The organism is Pseudomonas sp. FP2309 (genome assembly GCF_030687575.1).
Taxonomy (GTDB): domain Bacteria; phylum Pseudomonadota; class Gammaproteobacteria; order Pseudomonadales; family Pseudomonadaceae; genus Aquipseudomonas.
This window is the reverse complement of record NZ_CP117439.1, coordinates 68353-87095: the sequence shown is the minus strand read 5'-3', so window position 1 is coordinate 87095 and position 18743 is coordinate 68353. Positions and strand designations below refer to the sequence as shown.

The following is an 18743-nucleotide window of genomic DNA, read 5'->3' as shown; positions in this document are numbered from 1 at the left end:
TACCCTATGAAGTTAGCGATGAAACTGCGCACTCGATTGTTTCTGAGTATCTCAGCGCTGATCACCGTCGCCTTGCTGGGCTTGATCCTGGGCCTGGTCAGCGTCATGCAAATGGCCAAGACCCAGGAGTCCCTGATTCGCAGCAATTTTGTCACCCTGGACCTGGGGCTCAAACTGCGCCAGAGCCTGGGCGATCAGTTAATCATGATGCTCGAGCAGCGCCCCGACTCCGAAGCGCTGCGAATATCCAAAAAGCATTACTTCGACTTGCTGGACCAAGGCATTGCCCATGAACAGCGCAATGGCCATGGCACCGGCTTCAGCCAGTCACGCCGCCAGTACCAGGCGCTGCTCGAGGCGTTTGACCAGTCTCAGCAGGTACCGCGCCCCCCGGACAGCAAAGAAAAAATCACCGAAACCTTCAATGTGCTGCGCAACGGGCTGATCGCCGAACACAAGCAAGCCCTGGAAAACATCAGCGACAGCGAACACAAATCCCGCGAGCGCGCCCTGCTGATCGCCGGTCTGCTAGGGATGGTGGGGCTCGCCGTATTGATCATCGGATTTGTCACGGCCCACGGTATCGCCCGACGTTTTGGCGGCCCAATCGAAGCACTGGCCAAAGCGGCCGACAAGATCGGCCAGGGCGATTTCGAAGTGACGCTGCCGATCTCATCAGCAGCGGAAATGAACCAACTGACGCGCCGGTTCGGCATCATGGCCGAAGCTTTGCGCCAGCATCAGGCAACCAATATCGACGAACTGCTCGCCGGCCAGCAACGCCTGCAAGCGGTACTCGACAGCATTGACGATGGCCTGCTGATGATTGACCGCCAAGGCCGCCTGGAGCATCTCAACCCCGTCGCACAGCGTCAGTTGGGCTGGGACGAAGAACGTCTCGGCCAAGGCCTGGGCGAGGCACTGGTGCGGCCGGAGCTGGATGAACAACTGCAACTGGTGCTGCGCGGCGGCAATCTGGAGCGGGCCCCGGACGATCTGGAAGTGGAAGTCGAGGGCGAACTGCGCCTGCTGACCTACAGCCTCACGCCGGTCAGTCACACCCAAGGGCACATACTCGGGGCAGTGATGGTGCTGCACGATGTCACCGAACAACGCGCGTTCGAGCGGGTACGCAGTGAGTTTGTATTGCGCGCCTCCCACGAGTTGCGCACGCCGGTGACCGGCATGCATATGGCGTTCGGACTGTTTCGCGAGCGTGCGAAGTTCCCGGCGGAGTCCCGTGAAGCGGACCTGCTGGATACGGTGAACGAAGAAATGCAGCGCCTGATGCAACTGATCAATGACTTGCTCAACTTCTCGCGCTACCAGAACGGCCTGCAGAAACTGACCCTGGGCCCGTGCGACGTCATTGATCTGCTGGAACACGCACGTGCGCGCTTCGTAGAGGTGGCCAACGCGCAGCACGTCGAGCTGCTGGTGGAAGCCCAGTCCGACCTGCCTCGGTTGTACGCCGACCGGGCGCAGTTGGAGCGGGTGCTCGATAATCTGCTGGGCAACGCCCTGCGCCATACCGCCGACGGTGGGCAGATTCGCCTGCAGGCGCGCCGCCACGGCGAGCGGGTGATTATCAGCGTGGAGGACAACGGCGAAGGCATTGCCTACGGGCAGCAAGGGCGGATCTTTGAACCCTTCGTCCAGGTAGGCCGCAAGAAAGGCGGCGCCGGCCTGGGGCTGGCGCTGTGCAAAGAGATCGTGCAATTGCACGGTGGCCGCATGGGCGTGTATTCGCGGCCGGGCCAGGGAACGCAGTTCTATATGGCGCTGCCGCTTTAACGCTGGTTCAGCACACGCAGGATGGCGGCACTTTCGGCATCTGGTGTGCCATCGAACAGTGATGGCCGGAAACGCATCTGAAACGCTGCAATCACATGGCGCGTGGCGACATCCAATTCGCCGGTCCGGGGCGTCGGGTAACCCAATTGCGCCAGCTCGTCCTGGAACCACGTGACACTCGGCAGCTCGACGGCGTACTGCACCTGAACTCGTGCGACGGCCTGAGCGTCCGGCCATATGCCCAACCCTTCATCGGCCAAGCGCTTCCAGGGGAACAATGGACCGGGGTCAAGCTTGCGCAGCGGGGCGATATCGCTGTGACCAATGATGTTCCTGGGGTCGATGCCATTGCGCTTGCTGATGTCCTTGAGCAACACCACCAGCGACTTCACCTGCGCCTCGGAGTACGGGTACCAGACGCGCCCGGTCGGTGTGTCACGGTACCCAGGGTTCACGATCTCGATGCCAATGGAGCTGGAATTGAGCCAGGTGCGCCCCATCCACTCACTTTCCCCGGCATGCCAGGCGCGCTGACTTTCATCCACCAGCTTGTAAATGGTGGCCGAGGCATCATCGCCGATCAGGTAATGAGCACTGACCTGGCCGTGCGTCAGCAGGGCCAGTGAGTGTTCGAGGTCAGTTGAGGTGTAGTGGACGACGACGAACTGCACGCGGTTGTCGTGGTTCGCCGAGGGATGGCTGGTATTGAGGCGGGGACCGCTGGCGCAGCCGGCCAGCAGAAGAAACACACAAGCGAAGTACAAGGATTTCATGGCAGAGGACAGTACGCTGAAGACGATAATGCAACAGTGTAACGTACCGTTTGCAGCCAGGCGGTCAAATTACAAAATGGAACACCTTTTACGCGGCCTGTACCTGGTTACGCCCTGCTGCCTTAGCCCGATACAACGCCTCATCGGCTCGTTTGAGCGCCAGCTCACTGCGCTCACCCTGCTGGAACTGCGCCACACCCATGGATACGGTGATCGTCACCGGTTCGCCTTTGAAGTGGAACGGGCAGGCTGCGATCGCCTCGCGCAGCACTTCACCCACCGCCAGCGCATCCGGCAAAGGTGAGTCGGGCATCAGCAACACGAACTCTTCGCCGCCAAACCGCGCAATGAAGTCGCTCGGCCTCAGACGCTTGCGCAGCACGCTGGCGATAATCTTCAACACTTTGTCGCCGGCCAAGTGGCCGTAACCATCGTTGATGCGCTTGAAATGGTCCAAATCCAGCATCGCCAGCGACAGACTGCTACCGCGTTGGTGCCAGGCGTTGACTTCATGATCCAGGCGCTCGCTCCATGCCGCGCGGTTGGGCAGCCCCGTGAGCGGATCGATCAGGGCCTTCTGGCGCTGTACTTCAAGATGCTCACGATAGCCCTGGGCCTCCTTCTCCATACTCGCGACGCGCTCTGCCAACCCCTTCAAACGCGACGCCACTTCCTGCTCGCGCTGGTCGCGTTGCTGCTGGTGCTCGTCCATGGTGCCGAGCAACCCTTCAAGGTGGCTCTCAAGGACCTGTTTGAGACTGTCCAGGTCTGCTGCTTCCTGCACACTGCTTTGCAGGCCGTCGACCTGCTCGCGAATCTGCGTGTCCAGTTCGCGAGCGGCGGCACGGCTGTCGGCATGGCCATCACTGGCGACCTGCAAATGCCCCTGGAATGCTTCGAGACGCTCGTTGAGCTGCTTGAGATAAGCCTCGAATTCATGCTGGCCACTGTCGGTGATCGCCAGCATCAACACGGCCAGGTCGTCAAGGATCGGCAGTAACTCGTACCAGTTCAAACCGTTGGCCAGGCGCTCACGCATCGCTTCGGCCTGAGGCCGATGCCTTTCGGGCAAGGACAACTCTTCCAGCAGGCCGATGAGCGTGTCTTCAATATGTTTGGCCACGGAGCTGTAGGACGGCTCCGGCGAATCCGGCAACGAGTAGGTGCCATCCGATTGCAGTTCGTCGGGATTGGACGCCTCAACATCCAGCACAGGGGGGAGCGAGAGGCTACCGATAAACGTCTCGTCCGGCGTTTCGACTTGAACCAGGGGCTCTTCGATAAAGGCCGCAAGAGCACTTTCGGCAGCGGGCTCTTCGACCTGGGGCTCAGGCGTTTCAGGCACCACGGGCGTCACAGCGGCCTTCAAGGGCTGAACAATTGCTGCCTTTTGGGTGGGCGCTTCGTACACAAACGTATCGCTGGCAACTTCAGCGGGGTGGGTGGCCACTGGGCGTTGCAGCAGCGGGTCAACCGGCGCCTCGGGCTGTGGCGCAAAGGCACGCAAGGCTTGCGTGAGCGCTTCGGACTGCTCGGACGGTTCGAGCTCCGGCGGCGCAGCAACGGGTTTAGGCCCGACGGGTGCCGATGACGGCGCAGGAATCAGCTCGCTTACCGGCGCTTCGCTGGCAATGTCCTTGGCGCCAAACAAGCGCTGTAACAATCCAGGCCCGGGGCGTGTGGTTTCGCCGTCCGGCTCCAGGTTATTCAAGGCTTGCCCCTGCAGGCCGCTCAATTCGCTGAGCAGCAACGGTATCTCGCGGGCCTGGCTGACGCGGCCATCCAACTGCTTGGCAAAGGTTTTCAGCGGACGCGCGACCTCACGGGGCAGCGGCAGCTTTTGCAGTTGAGTAACCAGGGAGGTCAGCGCAGTGCTCATTTGCTCGATCCGGGTTTCGCGGCGCTGCTCCGAATCCAGCACAGCCTTCTCCAGACGCGGCAGCAAGGCGGCGAGCGCGGCGTCCATGTCGTCTGTGCGCACAACGTCGCGCATTTCCTTCATGCATTGGTCGACCGCACGGTCGGTGCCTTCAGCCGCCAACGTACTGCGCACCAGCCCCCGGCGCAGCAGGTCGAGGCGGGCGGCCCAACGTCGCTCGAGCTTTTCTTGTTGCTCGATGCTTAACAGGTATTTTTCTTTCCAGCGCTGGGCGTCGTCGCTCATGCAAGGGGTCCGCGAGGGCCGGGGCTCAACGCGGGCAATGCATCAACCGTGAGCGAACCCGGCAGACGAATCTCTACCGCGACCGGCAGGTGATCGGAAATGGGCTGCGCAAGCACCTGCACACTTTCCAGTGTGAGGCTCGGACTGAGCAGGATATGGTCAAGACAGCGTTGCGGACGCCAACTGGGAAAGGTGGCCTCGACTTGCGGCGCCAGTAATCCAAGGTCGCGCAACGGAGAATTCTGCAGCAGATCGGTGGCATGGGTATTCATGTCCCCCATCAACACCTGATGCTTGTAGTTGCCAATCAAATCACGCACATAGGCCAGTTGCAGGTTGCGCGTACGGCCTCCGAGCGCAAGGTGCATCATCACCACCACCAATGCCTCAGGCCCCTCACCAAACCGTACGAGTATCGCACCGCGGCCTTTAGGGCCGGGCAACGGGTGATCTTCGATAGCGGTCGGCTTCAAGCGGCTGAGCACACCATTACTGTGCTGCGCCAGGCGCCCGAGGTTGCGATTGAGCTGCTGGTACCAATAAGGGAAGGCTCCGAGGTGGGCCAGGTGCTCCACCTGATTGATATAGCCCGAACGTATGCTGCCACCGTCGGCTTCCTGCAGGGCAACCAGGTCGAAATCATTCAACAGGTCGCCGATCTTCTGCAGGTTACCGGCCCGCCCGTTGTGGGGCAGCAGATGCTGCCAGCCACGGGTGAGGTAGTGTCGGTACTTTTCGGTGCTGTTGCCCACCTGGATATTGAAGCTGAGCAGACGCAGGCGGTTATCCGCCGGCAAGCCTGTCGATTCCAGGTGATGCTCGTTGACCCGCGGGTCGTGCAGGCCAACGACGCGTTCGGTACCCCAGCGGCGCATGACGGGCCCCTTACTTGGCTGCGCGCTCTTTGGCGATCAGTTGGTCGGCCACATTGAGGGTCGCTTCAGGACCGCCTGTAGTGCCCAGGTCGAAACGGTATTTGCCGTTGACGATCATGGTCGGTACGCCTTGCACGCCGTACTTCTGCGCCAGTTCCTTGGCCTGCTTGATCTGACCCTGGATAGCGAAGGAGTTGAACGTGGCGAGGAACTTGTCCTTGTCGACACCCTGAGTGGCAACGAAGTCAGCCATTTCGGCCGGCTTGGTCAGGCGCTTACCTTCCTTCTGGATGGCGTTAAACACAGCGTTGTGGACCTTATGTTCTACACCCATGGCCTCCAGGGTCAGGAACAGCTGGCCGTGTGCATCCCATGGACCGCCGAACATGGCAGGAATGCGCTTGAAGTTCACATCCTTGGGCAGCTTCTCGACCCACGGATTGATAATCGGCTCAAAAGCGTAGCAATGCGGGCAGCCATACCAGAACAGCTCCACCACTTCGATCTTGCCTGGCTGCGCAACCGGGACCGGGTTAGCCAGCTCCACATAGGTTTTACCGGCTTCAAGCGGCACGTCGGCTGCCTGTGCGGTCATGCCGAAGAGACTGGCAGTGACGAGAGCGGCGCTGAGGATCAGATTACGCATGCTTTACTCCTGGACAAATAAGGTCGCCTCACGCGACCTTTAGGTATGACAGGTCTGCGCGGGCATGAGTTCGTTAGTGTAACGGCACCGGCCACAAAAAAGGGCGGCCTGGGCCACCCTTTTTATGCTTGCATCGCCGGATTAATCGGGCGTTAACGTCACTCGTCCCTAGTGCAGGCCCTGGATGTAACTGGAGACGGCTGCGATGTCTTCGTCGCTCAGCTTACGAGCGATGGTACGCATGGTCATTGCGTCTCCGTCATTAGCCCGGCCGGCCTCTTCCTTACGGAAGTCAGTCAACTGCTTGGCAATGTACTGAGCGTGTTGGCCGCCCAGGTGCGGGAAGCCTGCGGCTGCGTTGCCTGAACCATTGGGCGAGTGGCAACCGGTGCAGGCAGGTAGACCTTTCTCCAGATCACCACCACGGAACAGCTTCTCTCCACGGGCGACAACTTTAGGATCGGCAGCTCCCACACTGCCTTTCTGGCTGGCAAAATACGCCGCGAGGTCCGCCAGGTCCTGATCGCTGAGATTGGTCAGCAGGCCGGTCATTTCCAGCACCGTACGCTTGCCATCCTTGATGTCGTGCATCTGCTTGGTCAGGTAACGTTCACCTTGGCCAGCCAGTTTGGGGAAGTTCGGCGCCGGGCTGTTGCCATCCGGTCCGTGGCAAGCACCACACACGGCGGCTTTCGCCTGGCCCGCTGTAGCGTCGCCTGCAGCATGGGCAACACCGGTGATGCCCAAGGTCAACAGCAGACTCACGATCAGTTTGTTCATCAGCTAATCCAACTACGGCTAAGGGTTTAAGAGTTATCAACCGGGTTTACTCACCATCAACTCAACGACGGCCTGGTAATCCTCAGTACAGCATTCCATGCACAAACCACGCGGCGGCATTGCCTTGAAACCCTGGGTCACCTATTGCACCAGCGTGACCACGCAAACTCGGTTGTACAGCGCCTCCGGTTCCTGTGTAGCCTGAGCGCCTTAAAAGCGGAGTCAGGACACCAAAAGCGAGCAACCATCAGGTCATACATCGACCTTTTCAGGGTTTGAGAGCGTTTTGCGTTCTAATGCGCAATAAAGGTCTATCGCTCCCGTGAACTTCATCCTTCGCTGGGACAAAGCACACACAAAATCTGCGGCATTATATACTGGCGCTACTGAAACGGAAACGACACCGCTTGCCGCACCCTTTCTCGGCATCGCCCATATCGGAAATCCCATGCAACTCAAGAATCCCATCCTCGGCCTGTGCCAACAGTCCACCTTCATGCTCAGCGCCGCCAAAGTGGACCAATGCCCCGATGACGAAGGCTTCGAAGTCGCGTTTGCCGGCCGCTCCAACGCAGGTAAGTCCAGCGCCCTGAACACCCTGACCCACGCCAGCCTGGCGCGCACCTCGAAAACTCCGGGCCGCACGCAACTGCTCAACTTCTTCAAGCTAGACGATGATCGGCGTCTGGTCGACCTGCCGGGCTACGGTTATGCAAAAGTACCTATCCCATTGAAGCTGCATTGGCAGCGTCACCTGGAGGCTTACCTGGGTGGCCGGGAGAGTTTGAAGGGACTGATTCTGATGATGGACATCCGTCATCCAATGACCGATTTCGACCTGCTGATGCTCGACTGGGCTGTGGCCAGCGGCATGCCGATGCACATCCTGTTGACCAAAGCCGACAAGCTGACCTACGGCGCAGCTAAGAACACGCTGCTCAAAGTGCAGTCCGATATCCGTAAGGGCTGGGGCGATGCGATCAGCATCCAGCTGTTCTCGGCGCCTAAGCGCATGGGCCTGGAAGAGGCTTACACCGTACTGGCCGACTGGATGGAGCTGGCGGACAAAGGCGCAGAAATCGCCGAATAACTTTTCTGCAGGCAAAAAAAACCCCGGACTTCGTATGGGGAGGGGAAGTTCGGGGTTCAAGTTCCGGACCGCTAGGGCGGGGTCCAGATATCTGCCAACACTTAACACAACATAGGAGCATTGAAGGGCTTCACCACCCATTCAGTAACTCTGAGTGGCACTTCACAGGTTAAGTTCCGGCTCGCCCAAAAAACTATTGGAAATAACTGACGGTCGTTTCCGATCTAAAGCGCTTTGCCACCACCCCGGGCAATGGCAAAGCCCGTCAATCAGTGCGCCTCGTCCCAGTTATCGCCCACGCCCACTTCCACCAGAAGCGGCACGTCCAACTGCGCCGCAGCACTCATGTGCTCACGGATTTTCTCGCTGACCTCTGCTACCAGGTCCTCACGCACTTCCAGTACGAGTTCGTCGTGTACCTGCAGGATGACCTTGGCATCCAGGCCCGAGTCGGTCAGCCAGTTGTCCACGAGCACCATGGCTTTCTTGATGATGTCCGCGGCGGTGCCCTGCATGGGTGCGTTGATCGCAGTGCGTTCCGCCGCTGCGCGCTCTTGAGGTTTATTGGAGTGAATATCCGGCAGGTACAAGCGACGCCCGAAGAAGGTCTCTACATAGCCCTGGTCGGACGCCTGGGCACGAGTGCGCTCCATATATTCGCGAACACCGGGATAACGGGCGAAATACACGTCGATGTAGGCCTTGGCCGTCTTGGTATCAACACCGATGTCCTTACCCAGCTTCTGCGCGCCCATGCCATAGATCAGGCCAAAGTTGATCGCCTTGGCGCTGCGGCGCTGATCGGACGTGACCTCACCCAACTCAACCTTGAACACTTCGGCCGCCGTGGCGGTGTGCACGTCCAGATTATGACGAAAGGCGTTCATCAAGCCTTCGTCCTTGGACAGGTGCGCCATGATCCGCAACTCGATCTGCGAATAGTCGGCCGCCAGCAACTTGTAGCCCTTGGGCGCAACAAACGCCTGGCGGATACGCCGGCCTTCAGCGGTGCGCACTGGAATGTTTTGCAGGTTAGGGTCGCTGGATGACAGGCGCCCAGTCGCTGCTACCGCCTGATGATAAGACGTGTGGATGCGCCCGGTGCGCGGGTTGATCTGCTCCGGCAAACGGTCGGTGTAAGTACTTTTGAGCTTGCTCATGCTGCGGTACTGCATCAGCACCTTGGGCAGCGGATAGTCGTCTTCGGCCAGTTTGGCCAGCACTTCTTCAGCCGTGGAGGCCTGCCCTTTGCCCGTCTTTTTCAGTACCGGCAGCCCGAGCTTCTCGTAGAGAATCGCCCCCAATTGTTTGGGTGAGCCCAAGTTGAATTCTTCACCGGCAATCTCAAACGCCTGGCGCTCCAACTCGACCATCTTGTTGCCCAACTCGATGCTCTGGATGCCCAGCAACTGCGCATCCACCAGCGCGCCCTGACGCTCGATGCGCGCCAGTACCGGCACCAGCGGCATCTCGATATCCGTCAGCACGCTGGCCAGACTCGGAATAGCCGTCAGTTGCGCATGCAGGGCCTGGTGCAGGCGCAGGGTCACATCCGCATCCTCCGCCGCGTAAGGCCCGGCCTGCTCAAGCGCGATCTGATCGAACGTCAGTTGCTTGGCGCCTTTGCCAGCGATGTCCTGGAAGCTGATGGTGTCGTAGCCCAGGTACTTCTTGGCCAGGCTGTCCATGTCATGCCGGGTTGCGGTGGCATTCAACACATAGGACTCAAGCATGGTGTCGAACGCGATACCCCGCACGGTGATGCCCCGCGCAGGGTCGCCGCCAATGGCGCAGTTGGCCAGGATGTTCATGTCGAATTTAGCGTGCTGGCCCACCTTGAGCTTGCTCGGATCTTCCAGCAACGGCTTCAACGCCAGCAGCACCGTGTCGCGATCCAGTTGCTCGGGCGCACCGATGTAGGAATGCGTCAGCGGGATGTAGGCCGCCTCATGCGGTTGCACCGCAAACGAAACCCCGACCAATTGCGCCTGATGGGCATCGATCCCAGTGGTTTCGGTGTCAAAGGCGAACAACTTCGCGTCGTTGAGCTTCTTTAACCACAGGTCGAATGTCGCCTGGTCAAGAATCGTGGTGTAGGCAGCCTCCACCGATGCTGACGGAACAGCGTCGACGGCGTCTTCAACAGCCGGAGTCGCCTTGAGTTCGACACGCTTGGCATCGCGTTGGATCTCATCAATCCAGCTTTTGAACTCCAAAAGCGTGTACAGCTCCAGGAGTTTCTCGCGGTCCGGCTCGATCAGGTGCAAATCGTCCAGCCCGATGTCCAGCGGCACATCAATCTTAATCGTCGCCAACTGGTAGGAAAGGAACGCCATCTCCTTATGCTCTTCGAGCTTGGCCGGCAGCGTCTTGGCGCCGCGGATCGGCAGGGTCGGCACAATATCAAGCTGCTCATACAGCTCTTTGAGGCCGCCATTCACGCCTACCAGCAAACCGGATGCGGTCTTCGGCCCAATACCCGGAACACCCGGAATGTTGTCGGACGAATCGCCCATCAACGCCAGATAGTCGATGATCTGCTCCGGAGCGACGCCAAATTTCTCCTTTACGCCGTCCACATCCATGGCGCTACCGGTCATGGTGTTGACCAAGGTAATGTGTCCATCCACCAGCTGCGCCATGTCCTTGTCACCGGTCGAGATCACCACCGGGCGGTCAGCGGCGGCGCTGCTGCGAGCCAGGGTGCCGATCACATCATCGGCCTCGACGCCTTCGACGCACAGCAACGGGAAGCCCAGGGCGATCACGCTCTGGTGCAGCGGCTCGATCTGCAGGCGCATGTCATCGGGCATGCTTGGGCGGTTGGCCTTGTATTCGGCGTACATGTCATCGCGAAAGGTCCCACCCTTGGCATCGAACACCACCGCGAAGGGGCTGTCCGGGTACTGTTTGCGCAGGCTTTTGAGCATGTTCAACACGCCCTTGACCGCACCGGTCGGCAGGCCTTTGGAGGTGGTCAGCGGTGGCAGCGCGTGGAAGGCGCGGTACAGATAAGAAGAACCGTCCACCAGGACGAGGGGCGCTTGGCTCATGAGCAGGATCAACCTTTTCGGCGGGTCAGGCGCTAGAATAGCCGGACCAATGAAAACAAAGGGACAAGGTTATCATGCGTACATTCAATCGCCTCCTGTTGACCGGCTTGATCGCACTCGCTCCGCTGGCTGCCGTGGCGGCAGACAGCGCACCTTCGGGCGATCCGGAAGTGACCATTCGCACGGAAGGCGACAGGACTATCCAGGAGTACCGCCAAAACGGTTTCCTGTACGCAATCAAGATCACGAAAAAAGGCTTTCCACCGTATTTCCTGGTGCGCGCGGACGGAACCGACGCGAACTTCATCCGCTCTGACCAGCCGGATATGCTGATCCCGTCATGGAAGATCTTCGAATGGAAATGATTTCTTAACTTCAATTGGCGCCGTACCTCGCGGCGCCCGTACTGGCAGTTTTAACCATGTCTGTGTTCACCCCCCTGGCTCGGCCCGAGCTGGAAACCTTTCTCGCCCCTTACGGGCTCGGCCGCCTGCTCGACTTCCAGGGGATTGCCGCCGGTAGCGAAAACACCAATTTCTTTATCAGCCTGGAACAAGGCGAATTCGTCCTGACCCTGGTTGAACGTGGGCCCGTTGCAGAAATGCCGTTTTTCATTGAGCTGCTCGATGTGCTCCACGATGCCGACCTGCCCGTGCCGTACGCCCTGCGCACCACCGACGGCGTAGCGCTGCGAGAGCTGGCCGGCAAACCGGCGCTGCTGCAGCCGCGCCTGGCCGGCAAACACATCAAGGATGCTAACGCGCAGCACTGCGCCCAAGTGGGCGAGCTGCTCGGCCATCTGCACCTGGCGACTCAAGGTGACAAGGTCCTGGAGCGCAAGACCGATCGCGGCCTGGATTGGATGCTCAGCGAAGGCGCGCAGCTGATTTCGCACCTGAGCGATGCACAGCAGCAGCTGCTCAAAGACGCATTGGCGGAGATTACCGCGCATAAAGGGCAGATCCTTGCCCTGCCGCGCGCCAACGTCCACGCCGACCTGTTCCGTGACAATGCCATGTTCGAAGGCACGCACCTGACGGGCCTGATCGACTTCTACAACGCCTGCTCGGGCCCGATGCTGTATGACGTGGCCATCGCACTCAATGACTGGTGTTCGGACGCCGAAGGCGTGATCGACGGGCAACGCGCCCGCGCATTGCTGGGCGCTTACGCCGGGCTGCGGCCGTTTACGGCGAAGGAAGCAGAGCTTTGGCCGACAATGTTGCGCGTAGCCTGCGTGCGGTTCTGGTTGTCACGCCTGATCGCGGCGGAATCGTTTGCAGGGCAGGATGTGTTAATCCACGACCCGGCGGAATTCGAGCATCGCTTGGCTCAACGCCAGCAGGTCAGTGTGCAATTGCCGTTCGCGCTATAAAAAACGGCACAAAAAATGTGGGACCGGGCGTGCTCGCTCCCACATGGGTTATGCGCTTGCGGTTAAAGAGACTCCAGGCATCCGGCCAGGTCATTGCCCAACTTATCCAACACCTGCTCGTAACCCTGAGCCGTCGCCGGGGTATACCCGCCCAACGCATCCAGCTCCGCCAACTTCACCGGCAAACCCGCGACCAGCGTCTCAGCCAGACGCGGGCGCAATGGCGGCTCACTGAACACGCAGGTCTTGCCGACTTCCTGCAACCGCGTACGCATGGCTGCCACGTGCTGGGCGCCAGGCTGTACTTCAGCGGCGACGCTGAACACGCCGGCATGCTTCAAGCCGTAAGCCCCCTCAAAGTAATCGAAGGCTTCGTGGAACACGAAGTAAGGCTTGCCATCAATCCCCGCCAGGCGCTTTTTCAAGCGCGCGTCCAACGCATCCAAACGACCATCGAAGGCTTTTGCGTTGTTCTGATAACGCTCGGCATTCGCCGGGTCAGCCGCACTGAGGTCGGTCGCCATGCTTGCCGCAATCACCCGCGCGTTCACCGTCGACAACCATAAATGCGCATCCAGGCTGCCTGGGCGATGATCGTGATCATGTTCGTCGGCATCATCGGCGTGAGAATGACTATCTTCGCCGAACCGGCGCAATTTCAGACCTGGTAGATCCTGCACCGCTACCGTCTTCGCTGTGCGACCTTTCAGTACGCGAGGCAGGAAGCCTTCCATGTCCGGCCCGATCCAATACAGCAGATCCACCGACTGCACCCGCCGTACGTCGGATGGCCGCAATGCAAAGTTATGCGGCGACGCGCCCGGCGGCAGCAACACCTCAGGAACCGCCACGCCATCCTGCACAGCCGCGGCAATCAACTGCAGTGGCTTGATGCTGGTCAGCACGTTGACCTCGGCCTGAGCGGCCCCACCCATGAACAAACTGGCGACAAATACGACAAAAACGGGAAAAAGTCGGGACACGATGACCACTCGATGGCGTAGGAACGGGTAACATAATAACGTCTCTATCAAATATCTGTCGCCGCTCATGCCTAAAACACCGCTAGCCAGCCGTCCCCACGACCACTCTCACTGCGTGCATACCGCGCTGTCGGAGGCCGACACCCTGTGTGCGCAAAAAGGTCTGCGCTTGACCGCTCTGCGTCGTCGCGTGCTGGAACTGGTGTGGCAGAGCCACAAACCGCTGGGCGCCTACGACATTCTGGGTGTACTCAGCGAGCAGGATGGCCGCCGCGCCGCGCCGCCCACGGTGTACCGCGCGCTGGATTTTCTGCTGGAAAACGGCCTGGTGCACCGCATCGCCTCGCTCAACGCCTTCGTGGGTTGCAACCACCCGGAACACGCCCACCAGGGCCAGTTCCTGATCTGCCGCGAGTGCCATGCGGCCATTGAGCTTGAACAAAAAAGCATCAGCGACGCCATTATCAAGAGCTCTGCCGACGTGGGCTTCAAGGTCGAAGGGCAGACGGTCGAAGTGGTCGGCCTGTGCTCGGGCTGCCAGGGGGCTTGATGAGCAACGCGTTAATCCGCCTGGAGCAGGTTGGGGTCACGTTTGCCGGCCAAACCGTGCTGGATAACATCGCACTGAGCGTAGAGCCGGGGCAAATCGTCACGCTCATCGGCCCCAACGGCGCCGGCAAAACAACCCTGGTGCGCGCCGTGCTTGGCCTGCTCAAGCCCGACAGCGGCAGCGTGTGGCGCAAGCCCAGGCTGCGCGTCGGCTATATGCCGCAGAAACTGCATGTCGACCCGACCCTGCCACTCTCCGTGCTGCGCTTCCTGCGTCTGGTGCCCGGCGTGGACCGTGCCCGCGCGCAGTCTGCACTCAAGGAGGTCGGCGCCGAACAGGTGATCGACAGCCCGGTACAAAGCATCTCCGGCGGCGAAATGCAGCGCGTACTGCTGGCCCGGGCTTTGTTGCGTGAACCGCAACTGCTGGTGCTCGATGAGCCCGTCCAGGGCGTCGACGTCGCCGGCCAGGCCGAGCTGTACAGCCTGATCACCCGCCTGCGCGATCGTCATGGTTGCGGCGTGCTGATGGTGTCCCATGATCTGCACCTGGTGATGAGCACCACCGACCAAGTGGTGTGCCTCAACCGCCACGTGTGTTGTTCCGGCCACCCGGAACAGGTCAGCGGCGACCCGGCGTTTGTCGAGCTGTTCGGCAAGAACGCCCAGAGCCTGGCGATTTATCACCACCATCACGACCACGCCCACGACCTGCATGGCGCCGTGGTTGACGATCCAACCGCACCTCACACCCACGTTCATGGAGATAGCTGCAAGCATGGCTGATTTTCTGCTCTACGCCCTGCTGGCAGGCTTGGCTTTGGCGCTGGTGGCGGGCCCTTTGGGCTCGTTCGTGGTCTGGCGACGCATGGCGTATTTTGGCGACACCTTGTCGCATGCCGCGCTCCTGGGCGTGGCCATGGGCTTTTTGCTGGACGTGAGCCCGACCATCGCCGTGACCGTCGGCTGCCTGCTGTTGGCGGTGCTGCTGGTGACCCTGCAACAGCGCCAGCCGCTGGCCTCGGATACGCTGCTCGGCATTCTGGCGCCGAGCACGCTGTCGCTGGGCCTGGTGGTGCTGAGCTTTATGCACGAGGTGCGCATCGACCTGATGGCCTACCTGTTCGGCGACCTGCTGGCGATCAGCCCCACTGACCTGGCCTGGATCCTGGGCGGCAGCGCCGCGGTGCTGGTGCTGCTGGTAGCCCTGTGGCGGCCACTCCTGGCTATCACGGTGCATGAAGAGTTGGCCAAGGTCGAAGGCCTGCCCGTATCGGCCCTGCGCATGGCCCTGATGCTGTTGATTGCCGTGGTGATCGCTGTCGCAATGAAGATTGTCGGCGTATTGTTGATCACATCGCTGTTGATCATTCCCGCCGCCGCCGCCCAGCGTCACGCCCGTTCCCCGGAGCAGATGGCAATCGGCGCCAGCCTGTTGGGGATGCTGGCAGTATGTGGGGGCCTGGCGTTGTCGTGGTTCAAGGACACGCCGGCCGGACCATCGATTGTGGTCACGGCTGCCGCCCTGTTTCTGCTGAGTTTTGTCCTGCCCCGTCGAGGGGTGTAGACTTGCTCGCTTTTTGCGCAAATAGAGAGTCGCAGGAATGAAGCTGTTCACCTCCCGTTATCTGCTCCTTGCCGCATTTTCTTTGCTGCTGGGCGCCTGTCAAAGCACACCGCCCGTAGCCCCCGAGGCTTCCGACCCGCGTGCTGCGGCCATCGCGCAGCTGGAGCAAAACCTGGCCAGCAGTGAATTGGCCACCGCCGAAGACCAGCTTGCCGCGCTACAGGCTCAGTCGCCCAACGACCCAACGCTGGAGTCTTATCAGCGCCAACTGGCCGAAGCCTACCTGCAACGCAGCCAAATCGTGCTGCAAAAGGGTGACGTCAACGCTGCCGCCACTGCCCTGAGCCGCGCCCGCGCGTTGATGCCCAAGGCGCCGGCACTGACGGGCGGCGTCAACAGCGCCATTACCCATGCCCGCAAAGCCGAGCTGGATAAGGCCGAAGAAGCCCTCAAGGCCGCCGAAGCCAAACCCGCAGCCAAGGTCATCGACCCGGCGGCACCAAGCACCACCGTGGCCTTGAACCTCACCGATATCGAAGAACTGCGCCATCAACTGGATGCGATCGCCATCGACGTGGTGAATTACCAGTGCGATGTGAGCATCCAGGCCCCGCGCACCGAGGATTACCCATGGTTGGCCACACTGCTGACCAAACGGGTTAAGCGCATTGATTCGGGGTACGACCTGAAAATTCACCGGCAAATCCTGAAGAAGATTCCGGCGCAAATTGTGCTGATTCCGCGCAAGGCGGACTAATAGCATCGCGGGCACGCCCGCTCCCACACTTGAATGTATTCATCACTCAAATGTGGGAGCGGGCGACCTGACAAACAGCCGAGTATTTAAGCCGGAATCGCCTTGGCCTTCGCCTCACGGTCCCACACCCGATGCTGGGCAATGGCGGCAAAGAACGTCTTGAACGCCTTGGCATCCGCACCCACGATCAACCCCGCATCCGCCTCCAGCTTCAGCAGATCCAGCAGCGGCTTCACGTCAGTGGCCACGGCGATCGCCTTGAGGTGTTTGTACGCTTCCAGCACGTAGTGCAACGCCACGCCATCACCGCTCAAGGCCGTCACCGACTCTTTACCGCCTGGGATAAACACCGCGTCAAACGCAATGGACGGCATACCCTCCATCGACGCATCCACCGCCAGCGTCTTGCCGTCCGCCGTGGTCACAGGCGCCGAAGTAGGCCCCAGCAACTTCGCATGGGCACCTTCGGCCTCAAGGGCTTTTTTCATCGCATCGATCGCCGCGCCGTCGACACCATTGGCCGCCAGGATCGCCACTTTGCGCGTCTTGATATCACCCGACAGCAGATTGACCTGGCTCAATGCCGGCGATTGTTTAACCGACGTCTCACGCACAGGCACTGTGCCCTTGGTCGGCGCCGGCAGGCCCAGGTTCTGCGCCACGCGCTTGGCCAGTTCCAGGTCGATATTGGCCAGGATCTCGTTCACCTGACGGGCGCGAATATGCTCGCGTTCGACTTTGCCAAGCTCAAAGCTGTAGGCCGCAATAATGTGCTCTTTCTCATGATGGCTCATGCTGTTGAAAAACAGCGTCGCCTGGGAAAAGTGGTCACCGAACGATTCACTGCGCTCGCGCACTTTGCTGGCATCAACGCGCTCGTAACAGGTTTCGAAACCACCATCGGTTGGCCCTGCCGGCGTTTCCTTCGGCCAGCCGCCGTCGATGGAGTTCGGCTCGTAAGATGCCCGTCCCTTGTCGATCACCGTACGGTGCTGGGCATCGCGCTGGCCATTATGGAACGGCGCGACCGGGCGGTTGATAGGGATCTCATGAAAGTTCGGCCCACCCAGTCGGCTGATCTGCGTATCCGTGTAGGAAAACAGACGGCCTTGCAGCAACGGGTCGTTGGTGAAGTCGATGCCGGGCACAATATGTCCTGGGCAGAACGCAACCTGCTCGACTTCAGCGAAGAAGTTGTCCGGATTGCGGTTAAGCACCATCTTGCCCAGGGGCGTGATGGGCACCAGTTCTTCAGGAATGATCTTGGTGGGGTCGAGCAAATCGAAGTCGAACGAGTGTTCGTCTTCTTCGGCGACGATCTGAACACCCAGTTCCCACTCGGGGTAGTCGCCCATCTCGATGGACTCCCACAGATCGCGACGGTGGTAATCGGTATCTTTACCGGCAAGCTTTTGCGCTTCGTCCCATACCAGGGAGCAGGTGCCGACTGTTGGCCGCCAATGGAATTTGACGAAGCTGGACTTACCCTCGGTATTGATCAGGCGAAAGGTGTGCACGCCGAAACCCTGCATGGCGCGCAGGCTTTTGGGAATCGCACGGTCGGACATCGCCCACACCACCATGTGCGCCGATTCCGGTACCAGGGAGACGAAATCCCAGAACGTATCGTGGGCCGAACCGCCGGTAGGGATCTCGTTGTGCGGCTCGGGTTTTACCGCGTGCACAAAGTCCGGAAACTTGATCGCGTCCTGAATAAAGAACACCGGCATGTTGTTGCCCACCAGGTCGAAGTTGCCTTCTTCGGTGAAGAACTTCACGGCAAAACCGCGCACGTCACGCACCGTATCACCCGAACCACGTGGACCTTGCACGGTGGAAAAGCGCGCGAATACCGGGGTTTTATGCTCCGGCGTGCGCAGGAACCCGGCCTTGGTCAGCGCAGAATGGTCGCCATAGGATTGGAAGTAGCCATGGGCGCCTGTGCCACGGGCGTGCACGATGCGCTCCGGGATGCGCTCATGGTCAAAATGCGTGATTTTCTCCCGCATGATGAAATCTTCGAGCAGCGAAGGACCACGAGGGCCGACCTTCAAGCTGTTCTGGTTGTCGGAAATCTTCACGCCTTGGTTGGTGCGCAAGGCTTGGCCGGTGGCGTCGGAACGAAACGTTTCCAAGGCCTGCAGCTTGGCGTTGGTATTGCCACGGTCCAGGGTGTCGGTGCCGGCAAGTTCACTCTTCGGCGGGGTGGCTGGCTTCTTGGTACTCATCAGACAAAACTCCTTATTCAAAGTAGCCAGAGCGGTCCCCGGCTCGTTTGAGCAAAACCCCAGGCACGGCACCCAGGAGATCGCGTTGCCTAAGTAGTGACTGATGAGG

The 18743-nt window shown here is 60.3% G+C and carries 16 protein-coding genes and 2 pseudogenes; 8 read left to right on the top strand and 10 right to left on the bottom strand.

What is annotated here, in order from left to right; genetic code table 11:
• Positions 1–6 precede the first annotated feature (6 nt).
• A complete protein-coding gene (locus PSH59_RS00425) occupies positions 7–1794 on the top strand; it encodes an ATP-binding protein (RefSeq protein WP_305394033.1) in 1788 nt (595 codons plus the stop codon).
• Here PSH59_RS00425 and PSH59_RS00420 read toward each other — a convergent pair.
• The 7 genes and pseudogenes from PSH59_RS00420 to PSH59_RS26175 all read right to left on the bottom strand — a co-directional run.
• Positions 1791–2567 carry an N-acetylmuramoyl-L-alanine amidase gene (locus tag PSH59_RS00420; RefSeq protein WP_248083329.1) on the bottom strand — a complete coding sequence of 259 codons (777 nt, stop codon included), beginning with the start codon at positions 2565–2567 and terminating at the stop codon, positions 1791–1793. The two genes, PSH59_RS00425 and PSH59_RS00420, sit on opposite strands and share 4 nt — an antisense overlap.
• An 88-nt stretch (positions 2568–2655) precedes the next feature.
• On the bottom strand, positions 2656–4731 hold the full coding sequence (locus PSH59_RS00415) for a GGDEF domain-containing protein (RefSeq protein WP_305394032.1): 2076 nt from the start codon (positions 4729–4731) through the stop codon (positions 2656–2658).
• Positions 4728–5606 carry an endonuclease/exonuclease/phosphatase family protein gene (locus PSH59_RS00410; RefSeq protein ID WP_248083327.1) on the bottom strand — a complete coding sequence of 293 codons (879 nt, stop codon included), beginning with the start codon at positions 5604–5606 and terminating at the stop codon, positions 4728–4730. The genes PSH59_RS00415 and PSH59_RS00410 overlap by 4 nt, the downstream gene beginning before the upstream one ends.
• Before the next feature lie 10 nt (positions 5607–5616).
• Positions 5617–6252: a thiol:disulfide interchange protein DsbA/DsbL gene (gene dsbA, locus PSH59_RS00405; RefSeq protein WP_248083326.1), complete on the bottom strand. Its 636-nt coding sequence runs from the start codon at positions 6250–6252 to the stop codon at positions 5617–5619.
• Positions 6253–6420: 168 nt separating this feature from the next.
• Positions 6421–7032: a cytochrome c4 gene (locus tag PSH59_RS00400; RefSeq protein ID WP_248083325.1), complete on the bottom strand. Its 612-nt coding sequence runs from the start codon at positions 7030–7032 to the stop codon at positions 6421–6423.
• Positions 7033–7068: 36 nt separating this feature from the next.
• A pseudogene (locus PSH59_RS26180) lies at positions 7069–7188 on the bottom strand (cytochrome c5 family protein); the annotation flags it as partial.
• Between the two features lie 3 nt (positions 7189–7191).
• Positions 7192–7276, bottom strand: a pseudogene (locus PSH59_RS26175) (cytochrome c5 family protein); the annotation flags it as partial.
• A 204-nt stretch (positions 7277–7480) separates the two neighbouring features.
• Here PSH59_RS26175 and yihA point away from each other — a divergent pair.
• Positions 7481–8122 (top strand): ribosome biogenesis GTP-binding protein YihA/YsxC, encoded by a 642-nt coding sequence (gene yihA / locus PSH59_RS00390; protein WP_248083324.1) that lies wholly within the window; start codon positions 7481–7483, stop codon positions 8120–8122.
• A 269-nt stretch (positions 8123–8391) separates the two neighbouring features.
• Here the strand turns inward: yihA and polA are convergent, their stop codons facing one another.
• A complete protein-coding gene (gene polA, locus PSH59_RS00385) occupies positions 8392–11175 on the bottom strand; it encodes a DNA polymerase I (RefSeq protein WP_248083323.1) in 2784 nt (927 codons plus the stop codon).
• A 74-nt stretch (positions 11176–11249) separates the two neighbouring features.
• Between polA and PSH59_RS00380 the strand changes: the two genes are divergently transcribed.
• Together PSH59_RS00380 and PSH59_RS00375 are read left to right on the top strand one after the other, a co-directional pair.
• Positions 11250–11540 (top strand): DUF2782 domain-containing protein, encoded by a 291-nt coding sequence (locus PSH59_RS00380; protein ID WP_248083322.1) that lies wholly within the window; start codon positions 11250–11252, stop codon positions 11538–11540.
• Between the two features lie 56 nt (positions 11541–11596).
• Positions 11597–12550 carry a homoserine kinase gene (locus PSH59_RS00375; RefSeq protein WP_305394031.1) on the top strand — a complete coding sequence of 318 codons (954 nt, stop codon included), beginning with the start codon at positions 11597–11599 and terminating at the stop codon, positions 12548–12550.
• Between the two features lie 62 nt (positions 12551–12612).
• Here PSH59_RS00375 and PSH59_RS00370 read toward each other — a convergent pair whose 3' ends face one another.
• Positions 12613–13542 carry a zinc ABC transporter substrate-binding protein gene (locus PSH59_RS00370; RefSeq protein WP_305394030.1) on the bottom strand — a complete coding sequence of 310 codons (930 nt, stop codon included), beginning with the start codon at positions 13540–13542 and terminating at the stop codon, positions 12613–12615.
• A 58-nt stretch (positions 13543–13600) separates the two neighbouring features.
• On the opposite strand from PSH59_RS00370, the gene zur reads away from it, so the two are divergent.
• Genes zur through PSH59_RS00350 form a run of 4 tightly spaced genes read left to right on the top strand, consistent with a single transcriptional unit; the run spans position 13601 to position 16406 of the window.
• Entirely contained in the window at positions 13601–14083 is a 483-nt protein-coding gene (gene zur, locus PSH59_RS00365) for a zinc uptake transcriptional repressor Zur (protein ID WP_017528744.1), read from the top strand.
• Positions 14083–14868 (top strand): zinc ABC transporter ATP-binding protein ZnuC, encoded by a 786-nt coding sequence (gene znuC, locus PSH59_RS00360; RefSeq protein ID WP_248083320.1) that lies wholly within the window; start codon positions 14083–14085, stop codon positions 14866–14868. Before zur ends, znuC begins: the two co-directional genes overlap by 1 nt.
• Positions 14861–15649: a zinc ABC transporter permease subunit ZnuB gene (znuB, locus tag PSH59_RS00355; protein WP_017528742.1), complete on the top strand. Its 789-nt coding sequence runs from the start codon at positions 14861–14863 to the stop codon at positions 15647–15649. Before znuC ends, znuB begins: the two co-directional genes overlap by 8 nt.
• A 37-nt stretch (positions 15650–15686) precedes the next feature.
• Positions 15687–16406, top strand: a complete 720-nt coding sequence (locus tag PSH59_RS00350; RefSeq protein WP_305394029.1) for a PA5502 family lipoprotein — start codon at positions 15687–15689, stop codon at positions 16404–16406.
• 86 nt (positions 16407–16492) lie between these two features.
• Here PSH59_RS00350 and katE read toward each other — a convergent pair whose 3' ends face one another.
• Positions 16493–18634, bottom strand: a complete 2142-nt coding sequence (gene katE / locus PSH59_RS00345) for a catalase HPII (protein ID WP_305394028.1) — start codon at positions 18632–18634, stop codon at positions 16493–16495.
• Positions 18635–18743 lie beyond the last annotated feature (109 nt).

Excerpts from the sequence above, each read along its gene's own strand:
- PSH59_RS00425 (WP_305394033.1), top strand. The coding sequence starts at position 7 with ATGAAGTTAGCGATGAAACTGCGCACTCGATTGTTTCTGAGTATCTCA.
- PSH59_RS00420 (WP_248083329.1), bottom strand. The coding sequence starts at position 2,567 with ATGAAATCCTTGTACTTCGCTTGTGTGTTTCTTCTGCTGGCCGGCTGC.
- PSH59_RS00415 (WP_305394032.1), bottom strand. The coding sequence starts at position 4,731 with ATGAGCGACGACGCCCAGCGCTGGAAAGAAAAATACCTGTTAAGCATC.
- PSH59_RS00410 (WP_248083327.1), bottom strand. The coding sequence starts at position 5,606 with ATGCGCCGCTGGGGTACCGAACGCGTCGTTGGCCTGCACGACCCGCGG.
- dsbA (WP_248083326.1), bottom strand. The coding sequence starts at position 6,252 with ATGCGTAATCTGATCCTCAGCGCCGCTCTCGTCACTGCCAGTCTCTTC.
- PSH59_RS00400 (WP_248083325.1), bottom strand. The coding sequence starts at position 7,032 with ATGAACAAACTGATCGTGAGTCTGCTGTTGACCTTGGGCATCACCGGT.
- yihA (WP_248083324.1), top strand. The coding sequence starts at position 7,481 with ATGCAACTCAAGAATCCCATCCTCGGCCTGTGCCAACAGTCCACCTTC.
- polA (WP_248083323.1), bottom strand. The coding sequence starts at position 11,175 with ATGAGCCAAGCGCCCCTCGTCCTGGTGGACGGTTCTTCTTATCTGTAC.
- PSH59_RS00380 (WP_248083322.1), top strand. The coding sequence starts at position 11,250 with ATGCGTACATTCAATCGCCTCCTGTTGACCGGCTTGATCGCACTCGCT.
- PSH59_RS00375 (WP_305394031.1), top strand. The coding sequence starts at position 11,597 with ATGTCTGTGTTCACCCCCCTGGCTCGGCCCGAGCTGGAAACCTTTCTC.
- zur (WP_017528744.1), top strand. The coding sequence starts at position 13,601 with ATGCCTAAAACACCGCTAGCCAGCCGTCCCCACGACCACTCTCACTGC.
- znuC (WP_248083320.1), top strand. The coding sequence starts at position 14,083 with ATGAGCAACGCGTTAATCCGCCTGGAGCAGGTTGGGGTCACGTTTGCC.
- znuB (WP_017528742.1), top strand. The coding sequence starts at position 14,861 with ATGGCTGATTTTCTGCTCTACGCCCTGCTGGCAGGCTTGGCTTTGGCG.
- PSH59_RS00350 (WP_305394029.1), top strand. The coding sequence starts at position 15,687 with ATGAAGCTGTTCACCTCCCGTTATCTGCTCCTTGCCGCATTTTCTTTG.
- katE (WP_305394028.1), bottom strand. The coding sequence starts at position 18,634 with ATGAGTACCAAGAAGCCAGCCACCCCGCCGAAGAGTGAACTTGCCGGC.